Consider the following 20,205-nt stretch of genomic DNA (forward strand, 5'->3'; position numbering starts at 1 on the left):
GTAAACGCACTGCGTCGGTGTGGATTCGGTGTGGGGAAGTATGCTGTCGGGCCGGGGGAGCGTCGAGGTGCGATTGTTGAAAACACTGTTGCTGCGCAGACAACGGCGCGGCTCGGTCACGAGCACGGATCAGGCTTCCCCGGCGTCCGGCGCCTCTGCTTCGCCCGGCGCGGGCAGCACGGATTCGAGCGTCCGCGCGCCTGACGCCAGCTCCCGCTTCTGCGCGGGCGCGAGCTGCTTGACGCGGTACTCGGCCCGCAATGCGCTCGAGCGGTCGGCGAGTTCGAACGACGCGAGCAGGCGCACGGGCTTGCGCGAGCGCGTGTAGCGCGCGCCCGTGCCGTTGCAGTGCTTGTCGAAGCGCGCGGCGACGTCGGTGGCGATGCCCGTGTAGACGCTGCCGTCCGAGCATTCGATCAGATACAGAAACCACGGCATCGCGCGGGCCTAGTCCTTGAACGGGTTGTGTTCGCGCAGTTCGTCGACGTACGCGTGGATGTGATTCTTCTCGCTGTCGAGAAACCGCGCGACGGCATCCGAGAACGCCGGATGCGCGAGCCAGTGCGCCGAGCGCGTGACGGTCGGCATGAAGCCGCGCGCCATTTTGTGCTCGCCCTGCGCACCGCCTTCGAACACGCCGAGCTTTTGCTCGATGCAGAATTCTAGCGGCTGATAGTACGCGGTCTCGAAGTGCAGGCAGGGCACGTGTTCGAGCGCGCCCCAGTAGCGTCCGTAGAGCGTGCCGCCTGCGTTCGCGCCGTCGCGCTGATAGACGACGAGCGAGCTCGCAATCGGCTTGCCCTCGTATTCGGCGATCACCAGCATCAGGTTCTCGGGCATCGACGCGCCGATCATCCGGAAGAAGTCGAGATTCAGATACGGACTCGAAAAGTGCTCGCGGTACGTCTGCCGATAGCACTTGCTGAAAAAGCGCCATTCGGCGTCGCTGATGTCTTCGCCGGGCACGCGGCGAAACGTGATGCCCGCTTCGCGCACCTTGCGGCGCTCGGCGCGAATGTTCTTGCGCTTCTTTTGTTCGAGCGTCGACAGGAACTCGTCGAAATCGCGGTAGCCTTCGTTGATCCAGTGAAACTGCACGCCTTCGCGCTGCATCATGCCGAGGTCCGTCAGCACCTGCGCTTCCGTTTCGGTCGGGAAGAGCACATGCAGCGACGACACGTCGGCCTGCTCGGCGAACGCGACCAGCGTGGCGGCGAGATGGCGCAGCGCGTGCTCGTCGGCGGCGATGAGGCGCGTGCCCTGCACGGGCGTGAACGGCACCGCGCACAGCAGTTTCGGGTAGTAGGGCAGGCCGTTGCGCTTGTACGCGTCGGCCCATGCCCAGTCGAACACATACTCGCCGTACGAGTGGCCTTTCGCATAGACGGGCGCGGCCGCGGCCAGCTTGCCCGTGCGCGGATCGGTCAGCGTGACGAACTGCGGCGCCCAGCCCGTATCCGCGACGGCGCATTGCGTCGCGTGCAGCGCGCTCAGGAATTCGTGGCGCAAGAATGGCGTCGGTTGCGCCTGCTGGCTGAGCAGCGCGTTCCACTCGGCGGCATCCACTTCGAGCGGCGAAGCGAGAATGCCCGCGCGGTAATCAAAACGTTCCTGGTTCAATCTGTTCGACCGTTGGCGATACTGTTGACGCGCTCGCGTGGGCTCGCGGCCCGACAGGACTTGGGGATACCGATATGCGGGTGCTGCGCGCGCGTGGGGCCGGTTCGCCTCGATGCAACCTCGATGCAACGACGGTGCGATGACAAGGCGCTGACTCCAGCGCGGCGCGACGAACGGCCATGTTAATGCAAATGCGTGCGCGAAGTGCGCAGCGTGGTCTGCGCGGCGGGCGCGGCGATTGCGCGAAGGCTTGCACGCACGCGATCGAGACCTGGAATGCGCTTACCGCTTATCATCTACGCTGTTCGATAGCCGCCGTTTCGCGCGTGACCGCCTGTCGTTCGATCGGTCCGATCCGTTCGATTCGCCGACGCACGCGCCCGAAGGAATCTCTGACATGAAAGGCAATTTCTTTAACCTGTATTCGCATCGCTTTGCGCGCGTCGCGGTCGGCGTGCCGCGCTGCCGGGTGGCCGACCCCGCCTTCAACGCCGACGAGACGATCAAGCTCGCGCGCGAAGCCGCCGCGAAGGGCGCGGCCCTCGTCGCGTTTCCCGAGCTCGGCCTTCCCGCCTATACCTGCGACGATCTCTTTCATCAGGGCGCGCTGCTGGATGCATGCAAGACAGCGCTGGCAAAGATCGTCGATGCGTCGAAGAAGCTGCCCGCCGCGCTGATTGTCGGCATGCCGCTTCAGGTGGACCACAGCCTGTTCAACTGCGCGGTGGTCGTCGCGCGCGGCGCCGTGCTGGGCGCTGTGCCGAAGAGCTATCTGCCGAACTACGGCGAGTTCTACGAGGCGCGCCAGTACACGCCCGCCGACAGCGCCGTCGCGCGCGAGATCGAGTTGCTCGGCGAGCGCGTGCCGTTCGGCGCGTCGCTGCTGTTCGAACTGACGGACGTGCCCGACTTCCGCTTTCACGTCGAGATCTGCGAGGACGTGTGGGTGCCCATTCCGCCGTCGTCGTTCGCGGCGCTCGCGGGCGCGACGGTGCTCGTGAACCTGTCGGCGTCGAACATCGTGGTCGGCAAGTCGGGCTACCGGCATCAGCTCGTCGGCCAGCAGTCGGCGCGCTGTCTCGCGGCATATCTGTACACGTCGGCGGGCCGCGGCGAATCGTCGACCGACATGGCGTGGGACGGCCAGGCGTTGATCTGCGAAAACGGCGAGATGCTCGCCGAGTCCGGGCGCTTTCTCGACGACTCGCACCTGATCTTCGCGGACGTCGATCTCGAGCGGCTCTCGCACGAACGCATGCGGCAGACGACCTTCGGCATGTCGGTGCAGCGTCACAAGGACGAAGTGGCGAAGTTCCGGATCGTGCGCTTCGCAATCGATCACGATACGTCGCGCGCGTTGCCGATCGAGCGCAAGGTCGAGCGCTTCCCGTACGTGCCCGCCGATACGCGGCGCCGCGACGAACGCTGTAACGAGGTCTACAACATCCAGGTGCAGGCGCTCGTGCAGCGGCTGTCGGCGTCGGCTATCCAGAAGGTCGTGATCGGCGTGTCGGGCGGGCTCGACTCGACGCATGCGCTGCTCGTCTGCGCGAAGGCAATGGACCGTCTGAAGCTGCCACGCACGAACATCATCGGCGTAACGATGCCGGGCTTCGCGACCAGCGACCGCACGCTGAAGCAGGCGCGCGAGCTGATGGAAGTGGTCGGCTGCACGTCGATGGAAATCGACATCCGGCCGAGCTGCGAGCAGATGCTGAAGGACCTCGGCCATCCTTATTCGGCGGGCGAGGCGAAGTACGACATCACGTTCGAAAACGTGCAGGCGGGCGAGCGCACGAACCATCTGTTCCGCCTCGCCAATTTTCACAACGGCATCGTGATCGGCACGGGCGATCTGAGCGAACTGGCACTCGGCTGGTGCACGTATGGTGTCGGCGATCACATGTCGCACTACAGCGTGAACGCGAGCGTGCCCAAGACGCTGATCACGCATCTCGTGCGATGGGTCGCGGAGACGGGCGCGATCGGCAAGAGCGGCTCCGGTACGCTGCTCAATATTCTCGCCACCGAGATCAGCCCCGAACTCGTGCCCGGCAAGGCAGCAGGCGCCATTGAGCAGAAGACCGAGTCGTTCATCGGGCCCTACGAGTTGCAGGACTTCAACCTGTACTACGTCTTGCGCTACGGCTTCGCGCCTTCGAAGGTGGCGTACCTCGCGCTGCACGCATGGCGCGACAAGGAGAAGGGCGGCTGGCCGGAAGGCGCGCACGTCGCGCGCAACGAGTACGACCTCGCCGCGATCAAGCGCAATCTCGGCATCTTTTTGTGGCGCTTCTTCAAGACGAGCCAGTTCAAGCGGAGCTGCGTGCCGAATGCGCCGAAGGTGGGCTCGGGCGGATCGCTGTCGCCACGCGGCGACTGGCGCGCGCCGAGCGATTCGGAGGCGACTGTCTGGACCGATGACCTCGCAACGGTTCCGGATAAAGCCGCCTGAAGTCCGTCCTTATCTGCCGTCGCGTGCGCGCCGCTGCGCGCGGCGGCGTGCCCATGCTGGCAACGTGTGAAGCGCGGCGTAGAATCTACGCATCTGAACCTTCCTTTTTCGAACCGAGACGAGGCCTGCCATGAAACGCATCACCGCCATCATCAAACCGTTCAAGCTCGACGAAGTCCGCGAAGCGCTCGCCGAAGTCGGCCTGACGGGGCTGACCGTCACCGAGGTCAAAGGCTTTGGCCGTCAGAAAGGACATACCGAGCTGTATCGCGGCGCCGAATATGTCGTCGATTTTCTGCCGAAAGTGAAGATCGAAGTCGTGGTCGCCAACAACCAGACCGATCAGGTGATCGATGCGATCATCGGCGCGGCGCGCACGGGCAAGATCGGCGACGGCAAGATCTTTGTCGCGGATGTCGAGCGCGTGATCCGCATTCGCACGGGTGAGGAGAACGAAGCCGCCGTGTAAGCCGTATCGCGCGCGTCACGCATCGGTGGCGTCGCGCATCGCGTTGGACCACGCGCCGGCGTTGCACTGCGCCGGTGCTTCGATGCACGAGATAAGTGCCTTGAATTGCGGCTTTGAACTTCGGCTTTGAAGTTCACCGTCTGCGCAAATAAAAAAAGGTGCGACACCCTTTCGGACATCGCACCGATACGCGCCTCTCGCAGCAGCGTGAAAACTGTTTCTGTTAAAGCTCTTCTGTCTGCACCGTTCGATTAGAACGAGTGCTGGATACCTGCATACACGCCCGTTTGGCTGTGGCCAGGCAGCGGGTTGTCGCTGGCGACCGAGTTGCCGTTCGGGTTTGCGTTCAGGCCGTAGTTGGCGCCCTTGCTGTTCTGGACCGTTGCAACCTGCAGGTCGAGCAGCGTGCGCTTGGACAGGTTGTACGAGCCGCCGACCGTATAGATCGTCGCGTTGCCTGCGCCGTTGTTGCCGTTCACGTGGTAGACGGCTGCGATCAGCGCTGCGGCCGGCGTTGCTTGCCACGTCACGCCGCCCCATTCGTGGTCGAGCGTGGTCGGCTGACCCGGCAGCTGGCCCGTTGCGCCCGACGAGCGGATCGCCTGGTAAGCAGCCTGAATCTTGAACTGGCCGAGGAACACGTTCACGAGAGCCGAGTATTCGCGCGACGCTGCGTACACGCCGCCCGTCGTCACCGAGCCGTTTGCGCCCGGCAGATTGATCAGGCTGGTGTTCGGACCGTACAGCAGGCCGTTGCCCGGGTTGCGGATTTCGTCATAGAGACCGCGAACCTGGAACAGCGACGAGGTGTAGGTGATCTGCGCACCGGCTTCGCGGCCTTGCGGCGTCGTGCCGTTACCGTTCCAGTTCGTCGCGTTCGACAGCGCGTATTGGCCGTAGAAGTCAAAGCCTGCGATCTTCGGCGACTGGTAAGCGACGTTGTTGCTCGATTGCGGCCAGTTGCGGCCACGCACCAGCGATGCCGACGACCAGTTCGACTGACCGAACGGATCGAAGTCCCACACGCCGTTCGAGATGAACAGCATGCGGCCCATCGTGAACGTACCGTATTGGTTGTTCGCGAAGCCGACGGTCGCCCAACGATTGAAGAGACCGCCGCCGCCGGGGCCTGCGCCCGTCATCGTGTTGAACGAGCCTTCCAACTGGAACACGGCCTTGGTGCCGCCGCCCAGATCTTCAGCGCCCTTCAAGCCCCACAGGCTGGTACCCCAGTCGCCGCTTTCTGCGCGGAAGCGGTGCGTGCTGCTCTGCGCGGCACCCGCTGCGTTCGGGTTCGTCGGCACACCCGACATGTACTCCAGACCAGCGTCCAGACGCCCGTACAGCGTCACGCTGCTCTGTGCGTGTGCTGCAACGCCGAAAGTCAGCAGCGCTGCGGCAGCCAAAGCTTTCTTCATCTTCTCCTCCATACCCTGTCAAAAAGTAAAGCCAGTACTGCGAGTGGTGCCCGGACGCCAGCGGCGCCGAGCAGGAATCCCTTTCAGGGAGATGGGCGGGTGATCGGTTGTTTTGTCGATGCAGCGTCGAGGCTGTCTGATCGTCACGCCGATCTCTCTCGCGACCGGTATCTCCTGTATGTTCGTTTTGAAGTGAAACTACTTTTCTTGAACTTTGTTTTGCTACTTTCGTTACTAATTTAGCAAAATACCCCTCGGTTGGCGAATAAATTAGCGATGCCCGGTAAAGATGTCTCTAAATTGCAATACCACTGTGAGACAAGTGGCGTGCGGAGGCCTCCGAATAGGGCTCCAGGCCTTGCCCGACAAGGGAAGCACGGTCGTTAATGAGGTGTGTCAAGGATTGCCACTATTGACGCGATATATCGTCCGGAGTAGGGGTGTTCCGGGGCGTCGGTGGTGCAGATGTTGGGATGCCGAAGCTTTGAGGCGGCGCAGGAAGGACAGGAGGCGTCGCGGGTGCGCAATAAAAAGGGCGCCGGTAAGCGCCCTGTAATACTACATAAACTACATCCAACGATTATTTCAGGCTGCCTGACAGGAACTGCTTGAGGCGCTCACTCTTCGTGTTCCTGAACACTTCGTCGGGATGGCCTTCTTCTTCGACGCGCCCCTGATGCAGGAACATCACGTGATTCGACACGTTGCGCGCGAACGCCATCTCGTGCGTGACGACGATCATTGTGCGGCCTTCCTCCGCGAGCGTCTGCATGACCTTCAGCACTTCGCCGACCAGCTCGGGGTCGAGCGCGGAAGTGGGCTCGTCGAACAGCATCACGTCGGGGTTCATCGTCAGCGCGCGGGCGATCGCCACGCGCTGCTGCTGGCCGCCCGACAGATGCGACGGATATTGCTTCTCGACGCGCGGCGCGAGGCCCACTTTCTCGAGATACGTGCGGGCGCGCTCCTCGGCATCCTTGCGCGACATGCCCAGCACGTGCAGCGGCGCCTCGATGACGTTTTCGAGCACCGTCATGTGCGTCCACAGATTGAAGTGCTGGAACACCATCGAAAGTTTCGTGCGCATCCGCTGCAATTGCTTCTGGTCCGACACGCGGAGCGCGCCGTGCTTGTCCTTCTGCGTGCGGATCTCCTGGCCGTCGACGAAGATACGCCCGGAGTTAGGCTGTTCCAGGAAGTTGATGCAGCGGAGCATCGTGCTCTTGCCCGAGCCGGACGAACCGATCACGCTGATCACGTCGCCGCGGTTCGCGCGCAGCGTGACGCCCTTGAGAACTTCATTGTCGCCGTACTGCTTGTGGAGGTTGTCGACGAAAAGCATTTGCTGTGTGGCTTGAGTGTTCATCGGGTTCCTTGACTTGCTTATTCGCCGTCGTTACTTGCCTTGAGGGCGCAGATAAGCGAGCCAGCGGCGCTCGGCGCGGCGGAAGAGCCAGACGAGCGAAAAAGAAATGACCAGATAGAGCAGGGCGGCGATGCCGAAAGCGTTGAACGACTGATAGGTCGCCGAGTTGACGTCGCGCGCGATCTTCAGGATGTCGGGCACGGTCGCGGTGAAGGCGACGGTGGTCGCGTGCAGCATCAGGATCACTTCGTTGCTGTAGTACGGCAACGCGCGGCGCAGCGCCGACGGCAGGATCACGCGGCGATACAGCGTGAACTGCGACATGCCATAGGCGCGCGCGGCTTCGATTTCACCGTACGGCGTCGCCTTGATCGCGCCCGCGAAAATTTCCGTCGTGTACGCGCAGGTGTTCAGCGTGAACGCGAGCAGCGTGCAATGCATGCCGTCGCGAAAGAACGCGTTGGTCAGCCCGTTCGAGCGGATGATTTCGAGGCTGTAGAGGCCCGTATAGCAGAGCAGCAGTTGCACGTACAACGGCGTGCCGCGGAAGATATACGTATACAGCCACACCGCGCTCGCGAGCCACTTCTTCTTCGACACACGCGCGACGGCGAGCGGCACCGACAGACAGAAGCCCAGGCCGATCGACACGACGAGCAGCCACAGCGTGATGACGACGCCCGTGAAGCGGTAGCCGTCGGTGAAAAGATAGTTGCGCCAGTATTCCTGGATCAGCTCGATCATAGTTCCGCCTTGCGCACGCCAGTCGAGTAGCGTTTTTCGAGGTACATCAGCACGAAGTTCGACACCGTCGTGATCGCCAGATAGATCGCGCCGGCCATCAGCGTGAAGAAGAAGAAACGCAGCGTGCCCTTGCCGGCATCCTGCGATGCCTTGACGACATCCGCGAGACCGATGATCGACACGAGCGCCGTCGCCTTGACCATCACCTGCCAGTTGTTGCCGATGCCGGGCAGCGCGAAGCGCATCATCTGCGGGAACATGATCCGTGCGAACACCTGCCAGCCCGTCATGCCGTACGCGGCGCCCGCTTCGAGCTGGCCGCGCGGCACCGCGAGGAACGCGCCGCGGAAGGTCTCGGTGAAATACGCGCCGTAGATGAAGCCGAGCACGGCGACGCCGGCGACGAACGGATCGATGTCGATCTGATCCCAGCCAAGCATGTCGGTGAGATTGTTCAGCCAGATCTGGATGCTGTAGAAGAGCAGCAGCATCAACACGAGATCGGGGACGCCGCGCACGAGTGTCGTGTAGAGAGTGCCGATGCCATACGACATGCGGTTTTTCGACAGCTTCGCTGCCGCGCCAAGCAGACCGAGCAGGAACGCCAGCGCAAGCGACAGGATCGCCAGCTTGACGGTCTGCACCGTGCCGGCAAAGATGAGCGGGCCGTAGCCTTGAAAGAGCATAGTGAGTCCTTGACGACGCTCCCGCGCGTCGCGAAAGACGCGGAACGCGTGCGCTGCGGCGGGTCGCACGAAGGCCGATGCCGTATCGCCTTCGATGTCTCCCGTGCGGCGCACAGCATGCCGCTGTGCGAATCATGACTGCCTGGCCGTTGCCGGCCGGCAGCGCGTTTTCCAGCTTGTTTGTTACTGCTTGTTTGCTGCATTGCGTCCGACTGTATTACGAAGCCCGGCGACGGGCCCATCCGGGCCTGTCCCGAGCCTTTGCCGCGCGACGCCGGCGCGGGCGGCTCGCCCATCGAAGCCTAGCGGCTCTGATAAATATCGACGTCGAAGTACTGCTTCTCGAGCCGCTTGAACGTGCCGTCCTGATGGATGTCGGCGAGCGCCTTGTTGAGCTTCGCCTTCAGCTCGCCGTCTTCCTTGCGCACGCCGATGGCCATGCCTTCGCCGATCGTCTTCGGGTCCTTCACTTCCGGGCCGGCCCACGCGAAGCCTTTGCCGCGCGGCGTCTTCAGAAAGCCTGCGTCGGCCTGCAGTTCATCTTGCAGCGACGCGTCGAGACGCCCCGTCGCGAGATCGGCGTACACCTGGTCCTGGTTCTGATACGGCACGATCGTCACGCCCTTGGGCTCCCAGTACGCCTTCGCGTACGCCTCCTGCGTCGAGCCCTGTTCGACGCCGACGCGCTTGCCCTTCAGCGATTCAGCCGTCGGCAGAAGCGGAGAGCCCGCCTTCGCGATCATGCGCGCGGGCGCGTCGAACAGCTTGTCGGAGAAGTCGATCTGCTCGCGGCGCTTGTCGGTGACGGTCAGCGACGACACGATGATGTCGTACTTCTTGCCCTTCAGCGCCGGGATGATGCCGTCGAAATCCTGCGGGATCCACACGCACTTGACGTTCATCTTCGCGCACAGCGCCTTCGTCAGATCGACGTCGAAACCGACCATCTGGCCGTTCGGCGCCATCGATTCGAACGGCGGATAACTGGCGTCGACCCCGATGCGCACGGTTTTCCATTCTTTTGCCATAGCCCCCGTGGCCATGACTGCGAGCGCTACGCACAGTGCGAGCTTCTTCATGTTTCTCCTGACTTCCGATCGCCGCGGTGCCGCCCTGCGCCGGCGACCATCGGCTGGTTGCCGGCCGTCGCCATTCTAGGCGGACAAAATTATGCTGCCCGGGTTAAAGGCGAATTGACCGGCTTTGCCGCCGATTCACTGGCCCAGGCGGCTTCCCGCACGCTGGCGTCTCTGCCCACCCAGGCGGCCTTGAGGCGCGCTCCCTTTGCTGCCCGGCGGCGCGCGCCTTGATTGGCGATCCGTCCGGACGCGCCACGCGCGTCGACCCTTTCCAAAAAGCGCGGTATTTTACCCGAACCCGGGCGCGGTGCCAGTAGCAGTCGTGTAGCAGCCGCGCGGAAAAAGCCCTTTGCTGCCAGAGACATGCGTGCGCGGCGCGATGTCGCGTACGCCTGCGGATGTCGCCCCGGCCGATGCGGCGCGCATTGCACGGCCGCCGCCATTGCCATCATTTGCGGAACGATCCGGTGCAGTGGCGGTGGTTGTTCCGGGCGCGCGCGGCCCATACATTCCCGTCATCGCCAATTTTCACGGGAGAGTCACATGATCACGATTCGCCGCTCCGACGAACGGGGCCACGCCAACCACGGCTGGCTGGACTCGAAGCACAGCTTCTCGTTTGCCGATTACTACGATCCCGAGCACATGCACTTCGGCCCGCTGCGCGTGATCAACGAGGATCGCATCGCGGGCGGGCAGGGCTTCGGCACGCACGGGCATCGCGACATGGAAATCGTTACGTATGTGCTGGACGGCGCGCTGTCGCATCGCGACAGCATGGGCAACGGCTCGACGATTCGCCCCGGCGACGTGCAGCGCATGAGCGCCGGCACGGGCGTGATGCATAGCGAGTTCAATGCGTCGCAGGAAGACCTGCTGCATCTGCTGCAGATCTGGATCATTCCGAAGCGCGCCGGCGATCAACCCGGCTACGAGGAAAAGCGCTTCAGCGATGCGGACAAGCGCGGCCGTCTGCGCGTCGTCGTGTCGCCGGATGGGCGCGACGGCTCGGTGACGATTCACGCCGACGCGTCGATCCACGCCGGTCTCTTTGACGGCGCGGAACGCGCCGAGTACGCGCTCGCGGCGGGGCGCGAGGCGTATGTGCAGGTCGCGCGAGGCGCATTGACCGTGAACGGCGAAGCGCTGAAGGCAGGCGACGCCGCGATGATCACCGATGCGTCGGCGGTCACGCTCGAGAACGGCGAGGGCGCCGAGGTGCTGCTGTTCGATCTGGGGCAGTTGCGTTAAGCGGTCAGCCGGCGGTGCTGTAGTAGTCCGCGCGCTCCCGCGTTCACGCGACGAGCGATGAGAAACGCCACGGGAAATTCATTCCCGTGGCGTTTTCTTTTACGTCTGGCGCGCAATGCTCCGCGCGACGCAAGGGCAGCCAACCGCGCCGCCCTGCGCAACGCGTCACGAACGCTCGACCCTTACGGCTTCACCGCCGAAGCCGCCGCGTCGCCGCGCTGCTTTTCCCAACGCTCGCGCATCTTCTCGTGACGCTGCTCCATCTTCGCGAAGTGCTGCTTGAGCGCGGTGCTGACGGTGGTCTTCTGCTGGTCGTTCAGGCCGTTATAGAAGTTGAGCCACGCCGTCGACGTCTGTTCGCGCAGTTGCGCGTCCTTCTGCTCGATCTGCTGATGCGCGGCGTGCATCGCGTTCAGGTCGAGGATCGGCTGCTGCTGCATCTGCTTGAACTGCTGACGCATCTGCTCGTGGTTCGCGCGTTCCGCTTCATGGCTTTGCTTCATCGTGTCGAGCGCGGCCTGCCATTGCTTTTCCTGATCCGCGTTCAGCTTGAGCTGCCCGTGCAGCTGGTTCAGCTCCTTCATGAAGTGGCCGTGGTGCCAGCCGGGACCGCCAGGACCCATGCCGCCGGGACCGCCCTGGGGCTGCGCGGCGAAGGCGGACCCGAGACTCAGTGCGAGCGATGCGGCGGCAACGGCGAGAAAGCGTGATGTTTTTTTGGACATTACAGTGCTCCTTGATGACTAGCCGACGATGCCGCCTGTCTCGAAGGTGGACGGGCGTGCATTCGGTAAGGCACAGCGTAGAAGGATCGAACGAGGGGCGTGTTACGCGTATCCTTGCGGAAGTTACGCGACATTACGTGTGCCTTTCGTGGTAACACCCCGTAACCCTTTAGGGGGCCAGTTGGGTCGAATAGCCGTCGGGGTGCGCGTTACACTTCAAGCCATGGCTACTCAAATTCTTGTCGTCGATGACGACGTCGAACTGCGCGACCTGCTGCGCGATTACCTGGCCCGGCAAGGCATCGAGGTTTCGGTGCTGCATGACGCCAGCTCGCTGGAACGCCGCATCGAGCGCGAACGCCCCGACCTGATCGTGCTCGACCTGATGATGCCCGGCGTCGACGGGCTGACGGCGCTGCGCAAGCTACGCGCGTCGGGCGACGATATCCCCGTCATCATGCTCACGGCGCGCGCCGACGACGTGGACCGTATCGTCGGCCTGGAACTCGGCGCGGACGATTACCTCGGCAAGCCGTTCAATCCGCGTGAGCTGCTCGCTCGCGTGCAGGCGGTGTTGCGACGCCGCAAGACGCAGCCGTCGGCGGCCGCGCCCGAGCAGCGCGAGCCGTTTTCGTTCGGCCGCTTCACGCTCGATTTCCAGTCGCGCACGCTGCATCAGGAAGGCAAGCCGCTCACGCTGTCCGGCAGCGAATTCGCGCTGCTGAAGATCTTCGTCAATCACCCGATGCGCACGCTCACGCGCGAGCGCCTGCTCGAACTGCTGCACGGTCCGGAATACGACGGCACCGACCGCGGCATCGACGTGCAGGTGTGGCGCCTGCGTCGCATCCTCGAAACCGATCCGTCCGTGCCGCGCTTCATCCAGACCGTGCGCGGGCGCGGATATGTGTTCGTCCCCGATGGCGAGCAACATGCGTCGTCCAATTGATTCGCTGTTCGGAAGGCTGGCGCTGCTGGTCGTCTGCGTGCTGCTGCTGTCGCATTTCGCGTGGTATCTGCTGGTCCGTTTCGAGCGCAACCAGTTGCAGACGCGCTATGCCGTCGAAGAAGCGGTGTTCCTCGTCGATGCCGTCCGCGATCACGTGAGGCGCGAGCCCGACCAGCCGCTGCCGTCGCGCGTGCGTCTCGTCGATCCCGCCAGCAACGACGTGCCGCCCGATGCGCCGAACCTGCCCACGCCGCTCAACCGCTTCCTCGACGACGTGCGCGACCGCATGCCCACTTCGACGCAGGTGCGCATCGGCGCGCCCGGCAAGCCGCCCACGTTATGGGTGCGCTCGGCGAGCGACGCGAGCTGGATCGTCGTGCCCGTGCAGCCGCTGCGGCCGCCGCGGCCGCTCGACCGGATGGTGCTGTGGCTCGGCATCATTTTCTCGGCGGGCGTGATGGCGGCGCTCTTCGCGGCATGGCAGTTGCAGCAGCCGCTGCGCTCGCTCGCGCAGGCCGTCGCGCGCTTCGGGCGCGGCCTGCCCGTGCCGCCGTTGCGCGAACGCGGGCCGCGCGAGCTGCGTCAGCTGACGCACGGCTTCAATCAGATGGTCCAGGAAGTCGAGCGCACGGAGCACGACCGCGCGGTGATGCTTGCGGGTGTCGCGCACGATCTGAAGACGCCGCTTGCGCGTCTGCGGCTGCGCGCCGAAATGATGGACGAACCGAAGATGCGCGACGGCGTCGTGCGCGACGTCGATTCGATGACGCATATCGTCGAGCAGTTTCTGGTGTTCGCGCACGACGGCGCGGATCGCAGCGAGCCCGTCGAAGTGGACGCGCAGTGCGAGCGCGTGGTGCGCAGCTATCGCGCGGTATCGTCGGGCGTGCCGACGGTGCAGACGGATTTGCGCGCCGGTCCCGGTTTCAGGCTGCCCGCCGCGACGCTCGACCGCATCCTGTCGAATCTGCTCGACAACGCGCATGCGTATGGCGCGCCGCCCGTTGTGGTTTCCACGGCGCGTACGCCTCGAGGCTTCACGCTGACCATCAGCGACAACGGCAACGGCATCGCCGCGCAGGATCTGATCAACGCAAGCCGTCCGTTCGTGCGGCTCGATCCCGCTCGCGGCGGCAATGGTCATAGCGGCCTGGGGCTCGCGATCGTCGAGCGGCTCGTGCGGCGCGCGGGCGGCGAATGGCAGATCGGCAACAATGACGCCGCAACCAATGGCGGGCGAGGACTGCGCGTGCAGATGACGTTCCCGCTGGAATCGGAGTCGCGCGCGGCGGCGGCTTCGGAAAGCGTCTGGTGATCCGCCGTGCAGCGTCAGGAAGTTCGACGGAAATGAATTGACGGGTATCGACGGGCAGTGACGCCCGTCATTCCCTTTCACGCGTGCTGCACGCGAGGCGAGAGGCTCCCGCCTATTCGGTGAAGAGCGAGTTGAGCGCGGCGGCCGCTTCGCTGTCGACGGTATTCCACGTGACCGTGTCCGCCTCGAAGATGTAGTGCGTCGTGTACTTGCCAAGACGCGCCAGGATTTCTTCCTGGATCACTTCCGGCGCCACTTCCAGTTTCAGATACCACGCGGTCGACGACAGGCGCGTCTGAAACGCGCCGTACTCTGCAAGCAGATGATCGAAAGCGTCAGCGTCCTGATCGCGGCAGACGATGACCAGATTTCCCTTCATGCGAACCTCCGGGGGAGCGTACAGCGGTGATCACAACCTTCGTTCGAAAGTCGATGATACCTGCTTGCGCTTCGCTTGCCCGGCGGCTTCGACACAGCGATGCGGGCTGCATGGCCCGCGAACATCATGCGCGCGCCTGACGGCGTATTTCAGACGATCACCAGACGCTCGCGGACGCGCGCGTGGGCGGCGCGGTGTCGTCGGGCGGAACGGCTTCGCTGCGATCGCGGCCACCCTGTTTCGCCGTATAGAGCGCCTGGTCGGCGCGGCTGACGATGCGCTCCGGCAAGTCCTCCGGCGACAGCTCCGTGATGCCGATGCTCACGCTCAAGCTCACCGATGGAGGCAGCTTCGTCGACGGCATCGACTTGAGCCTCACGCGCAGACGCTCGACCACTTCGAGCCCCGCGCCGAGCGCCGTCGCGGGCAGCAGAATGCCGAACTCCTCGCCGCCGAGCCGCCCGATCGCGTCGCTGCCGCGCAGTTCGCTGCGGCAGGTATCCACGAAGTGTTCGAGCGCGCGGTCGCCCGCCGCGTGACCGAAGCGGTCGTTGATCTGCTTGAAGTGATCGAGGTCGGCGATCGCCATGCAGAGCGGCTCGCCGGCCGCATGCGCGCGGTCGATCTCATGGCGCAACAGATCGAGGAAATAGCGCCGCGACAGCGCGCCCGTCAGCGCGTCGTGGCGGGCCTCGGCGGACAGCAGCGTATTGGCCGACTGCAACTGCTCGGCGAGCACGCGCGTCGCGCGGTGGTGGCGCCGCTCGCGCAGGTACGACACGGTGATCACCCAGGCCAGCGCGACCGTGCCCGCGAGCGTCAGGAACACGAGCATGTGATCGCGCTTGTGATTGCGCATCAGCTCGGGCCATGCGGCGAGGGGATCGACGAGATGCGCGGAGAGCCCCGAGTTCAATCCTTCGCGCGACTGATAGAGCGTCGGGATCGGCTGGCCGGGCATGTCGAACAGCTGCTCGGCGATCTCAGGCGGCACCCACGGCGCATCGCGGCGCACCTGGCCCTTGACGGACCGGATCTGGATGGGCTGGAAGTGGTCGCGATGATAGGTGCTCATGCGCTCGGCCTCGCGCATCTGCGTGACGCGGGAGTTCGGCATCGCCTGCCCTTCGAGGGCGGCGTTGTGCGCCATGATGATCACGCCGTTGTCGTCGGTGACGAAGGTGCCCGCGTGCGCGACCCAGTGACGCAGCCGCGCAATGCCGACCTTCGCGACGATCGCGCCGACCAGCAGGCCGTCATCGTAGACGGGCGCGGAAATGAAGATGCCCGGCTCGCCGCTCATGCGGCCCACGCCGTACGCCTCGCCGAATGCGCCGAGCAGCGCGTTGGTCAGATAGCTGCGCGTGCGCATGTCGAGCCCGACAAACGACTGCGTGTTCTGCGCGTTGCTCGCGGCAACGCATAGTCCGTTCGCATTGACGAGCCAGATGATGTCGAGGCCGGAGAAGCCCTGGGCGTCGCGCAGAAAGCCGTCGATGCCCGCCAGTTCGGGCGATTTCAGCAGTTCTTCCCGATGAGCGGGTTCCCCGTCGACGCCTGAAACGGCATAATTCTGCGAATGTGTCAGCGCCTGCTGGATCACGCCGAGTTCGGCCATGGTGGCGGGTATGGCGCGCGACATCGCCAGGTCGCTCGCGATCACTTCGGCCATGTTGTAGACGATCGAGCCGGACATCTGCCGCTGCTGGCGCAAGGCGGCATCCAGTTCTTGCTGTACCATCCGGTCCGCGACCAGGCCGGATGCGAACCAGCATGCGATCACGACCAGTATGAAACTGGCCGGTCCCGATGCCTGGCGCAAGATTGTCCTTTTCATCGACCCTCTGATCCGTCTGACTGATTCATGCAACAAAGCCTTTCGTTGCAACGCGCCGGCGCTGGGCCGTTCCTGTCGATCTTCGCCGTGCGCCGCACGGACCCAGGATAGATGCGCCGGTCCGCCGTCCTCGTTGCTGGCAGCCTGCTGGATACGCCGCTTCCAGATTTTAACCGTCGTGCGGCAAGGCGCCAGTCAGGATTTGCTCGCTTGAAAGTCCCGTGTGGTCTTTAACGGCTTCTGATGGGACTTTCTGAATAGCGCGGCGCGATTCCGATGTGGCTCGCGCGCGACGGTCCGCGAGCATGGGCGCGCGGCGCTGCGCGGCTCGCTGCTTACAGATGCATTCCGAAAACCATTCAGCGTGACATTTGAATGTCAACGGTTGTTTCTGTCACACAGGTTGTAGTAGTGTCGTGCCGTCCAAAACGAGGAAAGCTCGCCGTTCTGCCGGCGACGGCCCGCGCAACCGGTTGCGCCGGCCGTGTGCGCAGGCCGGCATGGGGCGCCGCGCAACGTCTTCGTTGCCGGCCAATGCGTATTCAACGCCAACGATCTACCGCGCATTAGCGTTTTGTCATGCCTGATTTCCGCTTTCCGGATCGAAACTCGGACCGCCGCGCCGCGCGCCCCGCGGGCGTAGCCATCATGGCGTGCGGCAAGCTCGCGTTCGCGCACAATGGGAGGGCCGTCTGATGGATGTGTTCGGCTTCACCCTGAACCGTACCGCCAACGCATCGGCGTGGCGGGTACTGCCCAACCGCTGGGATTTCATTGCGTTTCCGTTGATCATCTGCGTGATCGCGATGGCGGCCATCGGATTCCACCAGACGATGGCGCCCATCTCGACGCTCGAGGCGAAGCCGATCTCGCTCGATCCGTCGAACCTGCCCGAGTACGCGTTGCGCACGACGCTGCGCATGCTCGCCGCGATGGTCGCGTCGCTCGTCTTCACGCTGGTCTACGGGACGCTCGCCGCGAAGAGCCGCCGCGCGGGCCAGGTGCTGGTGCCGATTCTCGACATCCTGCAGTCGGTGCCCGTGCTCGGCTACATCTCGTTCACGGTGACGTTCTTCCTCGCGCTCTTTCCGTCGCGCGTGCTGGGCGCCGAGCTGGCCGCAATCTTCGCGATCTTCACGAGCCAGGCGTGGAACATGACCTTCAGCTTCTATCAGTCGCTGCGCACGGTGCCGCGCGATCTGGACGAAGTGTCGAAGGGCTTCCATCTGACGTCGTGGCAGCGCTTCTGGAAGCTCGAAGTGCCGTTCTCGATGCCGGGCCTCATCTGGAACATGATGATGTCGATGTCGGGCGGCTGGTTCTTCGTCGTCGCATCCGAAGCGATCACGGTCGGCAATCACACGATCACGTTGCCGGGCATCGGCGCGTACCTGGCGCAGGCCATCGGGGATAAGAACCTGCACGCGATCGGCTGGGTGATCCTCACGATGACGGTCGTGATCCTCGCGTACGACCAACTGCTGTTCCGTCCGCTCGTCGCGTGGACCGACAAGTTCCGCATGGAGACCACGAGTTCCGGCGATGCGCCCGAGTCGTGGCTGCTCGACCTGATCCGCCGCACGCGGCTGATTCACCGTCTGCTCGTGCCCATCGGCTGGATGTTCGCGAAGGCTGCGCGCATTCCGATCCGCTGGCCGAGCGTCCGTGCCGTGAAGTTCGCGAAGCCGGCGAGCGAGAAGTCGTCGAAGGTCGGCGACATCGTGTGGGCCGTGATCGTCGTCGTGGTCACGCTGTATGTCGTATATCGCGTCGTCGAGTATGTGCGCTCGGGTGTGACGCTCGACGAGGTTGGCCATGTGTTCCTGCTCGGCCTCTTCACGCTGTTGCGCGTGACGCTGCTGATCCTGCTCGCGTCGGTGGTGTGGCTGCCCCTCGGCGTGCTGATCGGGCTGCGTCCGTCGCTCGCCGAAAAGATCCAGCCGCTCGCGCAGTTCCTCGCGGCGTTCCCGGCGAACCTGCTGTTCCCGGTGTTCGTGATCGTGATCGTCAGGTTCCATCTGAATCCGGACATCTGGCTCTCGCCGCTGATCGTGCTCGGGACGCAGTGGTATATCCTGTTCAACGTGATTGCAGGCGCGAGCGCCTATCCGAACGACTACAAGGAAGCCGCGAAGAATTTCCGCATCCGCGGCTGGCAGTGGTGGCGCCAGGCGATGCTGCCGGGCGTGTTCCCCTACTACGTGACGGGTGCGATCACGGCCTCGGGCGGCGCGTGGAACGCGAGCATCGTTGCGGAGGCCGTGCAGTGGGGCGATACGAAGGTCGCGGCGCATGGCCTCGGCGCTTACATCGCGCAGTACACGGCCGCCGGCGACTATCCGAAGATCATTCTGGGCATCGCGGTGATGTCCCTGTTCGTGTCCCTGTTCAATCGTCTGTTGTGGCGTCCGCTGTACGCCTATGCCGAAAGCCGTCTGCGGCTCGATTGAGATTCATTGAAGGCAAAACGCGATGCAAAACCCTAAAGCCGTTACCGCCACGCCGATCCAGACGCCGCCGATGCCGCCGCGTCTCGGCGAAGAAATTCTGCGCGTCAAGGACGTGTGCCGCGGGTTCAACAAGACGCAGGGCGAGCTGCTCGTCCTCGACGACGCCAACCTGTCGTTGCGCGAAGGCGAGATCGTCGGTCTGCTCGGACGTTCGGGCTCGGGCAAGTCGACGCTCTTGCGCATCATCGCCGGGCTGATCGAGCCGACGGACGGTGAAGTGACCTATATGGGCAAGCCGCTCAAAGGTCCCGCCGAAGGCGTCGCGATGGTGTTCCAGACGTTCGCGCTGTTTCCGTGGCTCACGGTGCTGCAGAACGTGGAGGCGGGTCTCGAAGCGCTGGGCGTCGGCGCGCGCGAGCGCCGCGAGCGCGCGCTGGCCGCGATCGACCTGATCGGTCTCGACGGCTTCGAGAACGCGTATCCGCGCGAGCTGTCGGGCGGCATGCGCCAGCGCGTCGGCTTTGCGCGCGCGCTGGTCGTCGATCCGACGCTGCTCCTGATGGACGAGCCGTTCTCCGCGCTCGACGTGCTGACGGCCGAAACGCTGCGTACCGATCTGCTCGATCTGTGGACGCAGGGCCGCATGCCGATCAAGTCGGTGCTGATCGTCACGCACAACATCGAGGAAGCGGTGTTCATGTGCGACCGCATTCTCGTGCTGTCGTCGAATCCGGGCCGCGTGATCGCCGAGATCAAGGTGCCGTTCAAGCATCCGCGCAATCGTCTGGACCCGGCGTTCCGCCGCCTCGTCGACGACATCTACGCGAAGATGACCGCGCGTCAGAAGGACGAAACGACGAAGAAGGGGCTGGAGCTGCACAGCTGGCTGCCTCACGTGTCGACCAACCTGATGGCGGGTCTGATCGAAATGCTGGCGGCCGCGCCTTACCACGGCCGCGCGGACATGCCGGAAATCGCGCGCTCTTTGCATCTGGAAGTGGACGACCTGTTCCCCGTCGCCGAAGTGCTGCAGCACCTGGGTTTCGCCGACGTGCGCGAAGGCGATATTTTCCTGACGCCGCCCGCGCGCGTGTTCGCCGAGTTCGGCACGCAGGAGCGCAAGATGATGTTCGCCGAGCATCTGCTGCGTCACGTGCCGCTCGCGGCGCGGATCAAGAAGGTGCTGAACGAGCGGCCGGGACATCGCGCGCCGCGCGTGCGCTTCGAGCAGGAGCTGGAAGACTTTCTGTCCGACAGCGCGGCGGAAGAGACGCTCGATGCCGTCATCAACTGGGGCCGTTATGCCGAGATTTTCTCGTACAACGACCAGACGGAAATCTTCAGTCTCGAGGACGTCGAGTCCTGATCCTGCGAGCAGCGCCCGATCGATTCGGGCGCGCGCAAATGCAGAAGGGGAGCCGTGGCTCCCCTTTTTTCGTGTGCGACGCGTCTGCATCGTTTC

General features: G+C 64.2%; 17 protein-coding genes. 7 read left to right on the forward strand and 10 right to left on the reverse strand.

Translation table 11 applies throughout. The annotated features are described in order from the left end of the window. Nucleotides 1–129: 129 nt before the first annotated feature. Both BN2476_RS12335 and BN2476_RS12340 read right to left on the reverse strand, forming a co-directional pair. Nucleotides 130–438: a GIY-YIG nuclease family protein gene (locus tag BN2476_RS12335; RefSeq protein WP_087734443.1), complete on the reverse strand. Its 309-nt coding sequence runs from the start codon at nt 436–438 to the stop codon at nt 130–132. Between the two features lie 9 nt (nt 439–447). Next, nucleotides 448–1,620 carry a GNAT family N-acetyltransferase gene (locus BN2476_RS12340; protein WP_087734444.1) on the reverse strand — a complete coding sequence of 391 codons (1,173 nt, stop codon included), beginning with the start codon at nt 1,618–1,620 and terminating at the stop codon, nt 448–450. A 397-nt stretch (nt 1,621–2,017) separates the two neighbouring features. Here BN2476_RS12340 and BN2476_RS12345 point away from each other — a divergent pair, with 397 nt between their 5' ends. Both BN2476_RS12345 and BN2476_RS12350 read left to right on the forward strand, forming a co-directional pair. Continuing rightward, entirely contained in the window at nt 2,018–4,075 is a 2,058-nt protein-coding gene (locus tag BN2476_RS12345) for an NAD(+) synthase (RefSeq protein WP_087734571.1), read from the forward strand. A gap of 130 nt (nt 4,076–4,205) precedes the next feature. Further along, complete coding sequence (locus BN2476_RS12350) at nt 4,206–4,544, forward strand: P-II family nitrogen regulator (protein ID WP_087734445.1); 339 nt, start codon at nt 4,206–4,208, stop codon at nt 4,542–4,544. A 251-nt stretch (nt 4,545–4,795) separates the two neighbouring features. Here the strand turns inward: BN2476_RS12350 and BN2476_RS12355 are convergent, their stop codons facing one another. The 5 genes from BN2476_RS12355 to BN2476_RS12375 form a co-directional block, all read right to left on the reverse strand. Next, nucleotides 4,796–5,962 (reverse strand): porin, encoded by a 1,167-nt coding sequence (locus tag BN2476_RS12355; protein ID WP_087734572.1) that lies wholly within the window; start codon nt 5,960–5,962, stop codon nt 4,796–4,798. Between the two features lie 580 nt (nt 5,963–6,542). Then, complete coding sequence (locus BN2476_RS12360; protein WP_087734446.1) at nt 6,543–7,328, reverse strand: ABC transporter ATP-binding protein; 786 nt, start codon at nt 7,326–7,328, stop codon at nt 6,543–6,545. A gap of 30 nt (nt 7,329–7,358) precedes the next feature. After that, the gene (locus tag BN2476_RS12365; protein ID WP_087734447.1) at nt 7,359–8,072 is read right to left on the reverse strand and encodes an ABC transporter permease; all 714 of its coding nucleotides are present in this window, start codon (nt 8,070–8,072) and stop codon (nt 7,359–7,361) included. Continuing rightward, nucleotides 8,069–8,758, reverse strand: a complete 690-nt coding sequence (locus BN2476_RS12370) for an ABC transporter permease (protein ID WP_087734573.1) — start codon at nt 8,756–8,758, stop codon at nt 8,069–8,071. Before BN2476_RS12370 ends, BN2476_RS12365 begins: the two co-directional genes overlap by 4 nt. A gap of 302 nt (nt 8,759–9,060) precedes the next feature. Next, on the reverse strand, nt 9,061–9,837 hold the full coding sequence (locus BN2476_RS12375) for an ABC transporter substrate-binding protein (RefSeq protein WP_087734448.1): 777 nt from the start codon (nt 9,835–9,837) through the stop codon (nt 9,061–9,063). A 543-nt stretch (nt 9,838–10,380) separates the two neighbouring features. Between BN2476_RS12375 and BN2476_RS12385 the strand changes: the two genes are divergently transcribed. Continuing rightward, nucleotides 10,381–11,088, forward strand: coding sequence for a pirin family protein (locus BN2476_RS12385; RefSeq protein ID WP_087734450.1), 708 nt, complete (start codon nt 10,381–10,383; stop codon nt 11,086–11,088). Nucleotides 11,089–11,270: 182 nt separating this feature from the next. Here the strand turns inward: BN2476_RS12385 and BN2476_RS12390 are convergent, their stop codons facing one another. Next, nucleotides 11,271–11,813, reverse strand: coding sequence for a Spy/CpxP family protein refolding chaperone (locus BN2476_RS12390; RefSeq protein ID WP_087734451.1), 543 nt, complete (start codon nt 11,811–11,813; stop codon nt 11,271–11,273). A gap of 223 nt (nt 11,814–12,036) precedes the next feature. Between BN2476_RS12390 and BN2476_RS12395 the strand changes: the two genes are divergently transcribed. Together BN2476_RS12395 and BN2476_RS12400 are read left to right on the forward strand one after the other, a co-directional pair. Further along, nucleotides 12,037–12,762, forward strand: coding sequence for a response regulator (locus BN2476_RS12395; protein WP_087734452.1), 726 nt, complete (start codon nt 12,037–12,039; stop codon nt 12,760–12,762). Beyond that, a complete protein-coding gene (locus tag BN2476_RS12400; protein WP_087734574.1) occupies nt 12,746–14,077 on the forward strand; it encodes an ATP-binding protein in 1,332 nt (443 codons plus the stop codon). Before BN2476_RS12395 ends, BN2476_RS12400 begins: the two co-directional genes overlap by 17 nt. A 112-nt stretch (nt 14,078–14,189) precedes the next feature. Here BN2476_RS12400 and BN2476_RS12405 read toward each other — a convergent pair whose 3' ends face one another. Further along, entirely contained in the window at nt 14,190–14,456 is a 267-nt protein-coding gene (locus tag BN2476_RS12405) for a double-stranded DNA-specific endonuclease (RefSeq protein ID WP_087734453.1), read from the reverse strand. A gap of 157 nt (nt 14,457–14,613) precedes the next feature. Further along, nucleotides 14,614–16,293: a sensor domain-containing diguanylate cyclase gene (locus BN2476_RS12410; protein WP_087734454.1), complete on the reverse strand. Its 1,680-nt coding sequence runs from the start codon at nt 16,291–16,293 to the stop codon at nt 14,614–14,616. Nucleotides 16,294–16,988: 695 nt separating this feature from the next. Here BN2476_RS12410 and BN2476_RS12415 point away from each other — a divergent pair. Continuing rightward, nucleotides 16,989–18,743: an ABC transporter permease gene (locus tag BN2476_RS12415; RefSeq protein ID WP_087734455.1), complete on the forward strand. Its 1,755-nt coding sequence runs from the start codon at nt 16,989–16,991 to the stop codon at nt 18,741–18,743. Between the two features lie 22 nt (nt 18,744–18,765). Then, entirely contained in the window at nt 18,766–20,109 is a 1,344-nt protein-coding gene (locus tag BN2476_RS12420) for an ABC transporter ATP-binding protein (RefSeq protein WP_087734456.1), read from the forward strand. Nucleotides 20,110–20,205: the final 96 nt, after the last annotated feature.

The organism is Paraburkholderia piptadeniae, from assembly GCF_900007165.1.
In the GTDB taxonomy this organism is placed as follows: Bacteria; Pseudomonadota; Gammaproteobacteria; order Burkholderiales; family Burkholderiaceae; genus Paraburkholderia; species Paraburkholderia piptadeniae.

Excerpts from the sequence above, each read along its gene's own strand:
- BN2476_RS12395 (WP_087734452.1), top strand. The coding sequence starts at position 12,037 with ATGGCTACTCAAATTCTTGTCGTCGATGACGACGTCGAACTGCGCGAC.
- BN2476_RS12415 (WP_087734455.1), top strand. The coding sequence starts at position 16,989 with ATGGATGTGTTCGGCTTCACCCTGAACCGTACCGCCAACGCATCGGCG.
- BN2476_RS12365 (WP_087734447.1), bottom strand. The coding sequence starts at position 8,072 with ATGATCGAGCTGATCCAGGAATACTGGCGCAACTATCTTTTCACCGAC.
- BN2476_RS12335 (WP_087734443.1), bottom strand. The coding sequence starts at position 438 with ATGCCGTGGTTTCTGTATCTGATCGAATGCTCGGACGGCAGCGTCTAC.
- BN2476_RS12385 (WP_087734450.1), top strand. The coding sequence starts at position 10,381 with ATGATCACGATTCGCCGCTCCGACGAACGGGGCCACGCCAACCACGGC.
- BN2476_RS12350 (WP_087734445.1), top strand. The coding sequence starts at position 4,206 with ATGAAACGCATCACCGCCATCATCAAACCGTTCAAGCTCGACGAAGTC.
- BN2476_RS12400 (WP_087734574.1), top strand. The coding sequence starts at position 12,746 with ATGCGTCGTCCAATTGATTCGCTGTTCGGAAGGCTGGCGCTGCTGGTC.
- BN2476_RS12370 (WP_087734573.1), bottom strand. The coding sequence starts at position 8,758 with ATGCTCTTTCAAGGCTACGGCCCGCTCATCTTTGCCGGCACGGTGCAG.
- BN2476_RS12410 (WP_087734454.1), bottom strand. The coding sequence starts at position 16,293 with ATGAAAAGGACAATCTTGCGCCAGGCATCGGGACCGGCCAGTTTCATA.
- BN2476_RS12345 (WP_087734571.1), top strand. The coding sequence starts at position 2,018 with ATGAAAGGCAATTTCTTTAACCTGTATTCGCATCGCTTTGCGCGCGTC.
- BN2476_RS12405 (WP_087734453.1), bottom strand. The coding sequence starts at position 14,456 with ATGAAGGGAAATCTGGTCATCGTCTGCCGCGATCAGGACGCTGACGCT.
- BN2476_RS12375 (WP_087734448.1), bottom strand. The coding sequence starts at position 9,837 with ATGAAGAAGCTCGCACTGTGCGTAGCGCTCGCAGTCATGGCCACGGGG.
- BN2476_RS12420 (WP_087734456.1), top strand. The coding sequence starts at position 18,766 with ATGCAAAACCCTAAAGCCGTTACCGCCACGCCGATCCAGACGCCGCCG.
- BN2476_RS12390 (WP_087734451.1), bottom strand. The coding sequence starts at position 11,813 with ATGTCCAAAAAAACATCACGCTTTCTCGCCGTTGCCGCCGCATCGCTC.
- BN2476_RS12355 (WP_087734572.1), bottom strand. The coding sequence starts at position 5,962 with ATGAAGAAAGCTTTGGCTGCCGCAGCGCTGCTGACTTTCGGCGTTGCA.
- BN2476_RS12360 (WP_087734446.1), bottom strand. The coding sequence starts at position 7,328 with ATGAACACTCAAGCCACACAGCAAATGCTTTTCGTCGACAACCTCCAC.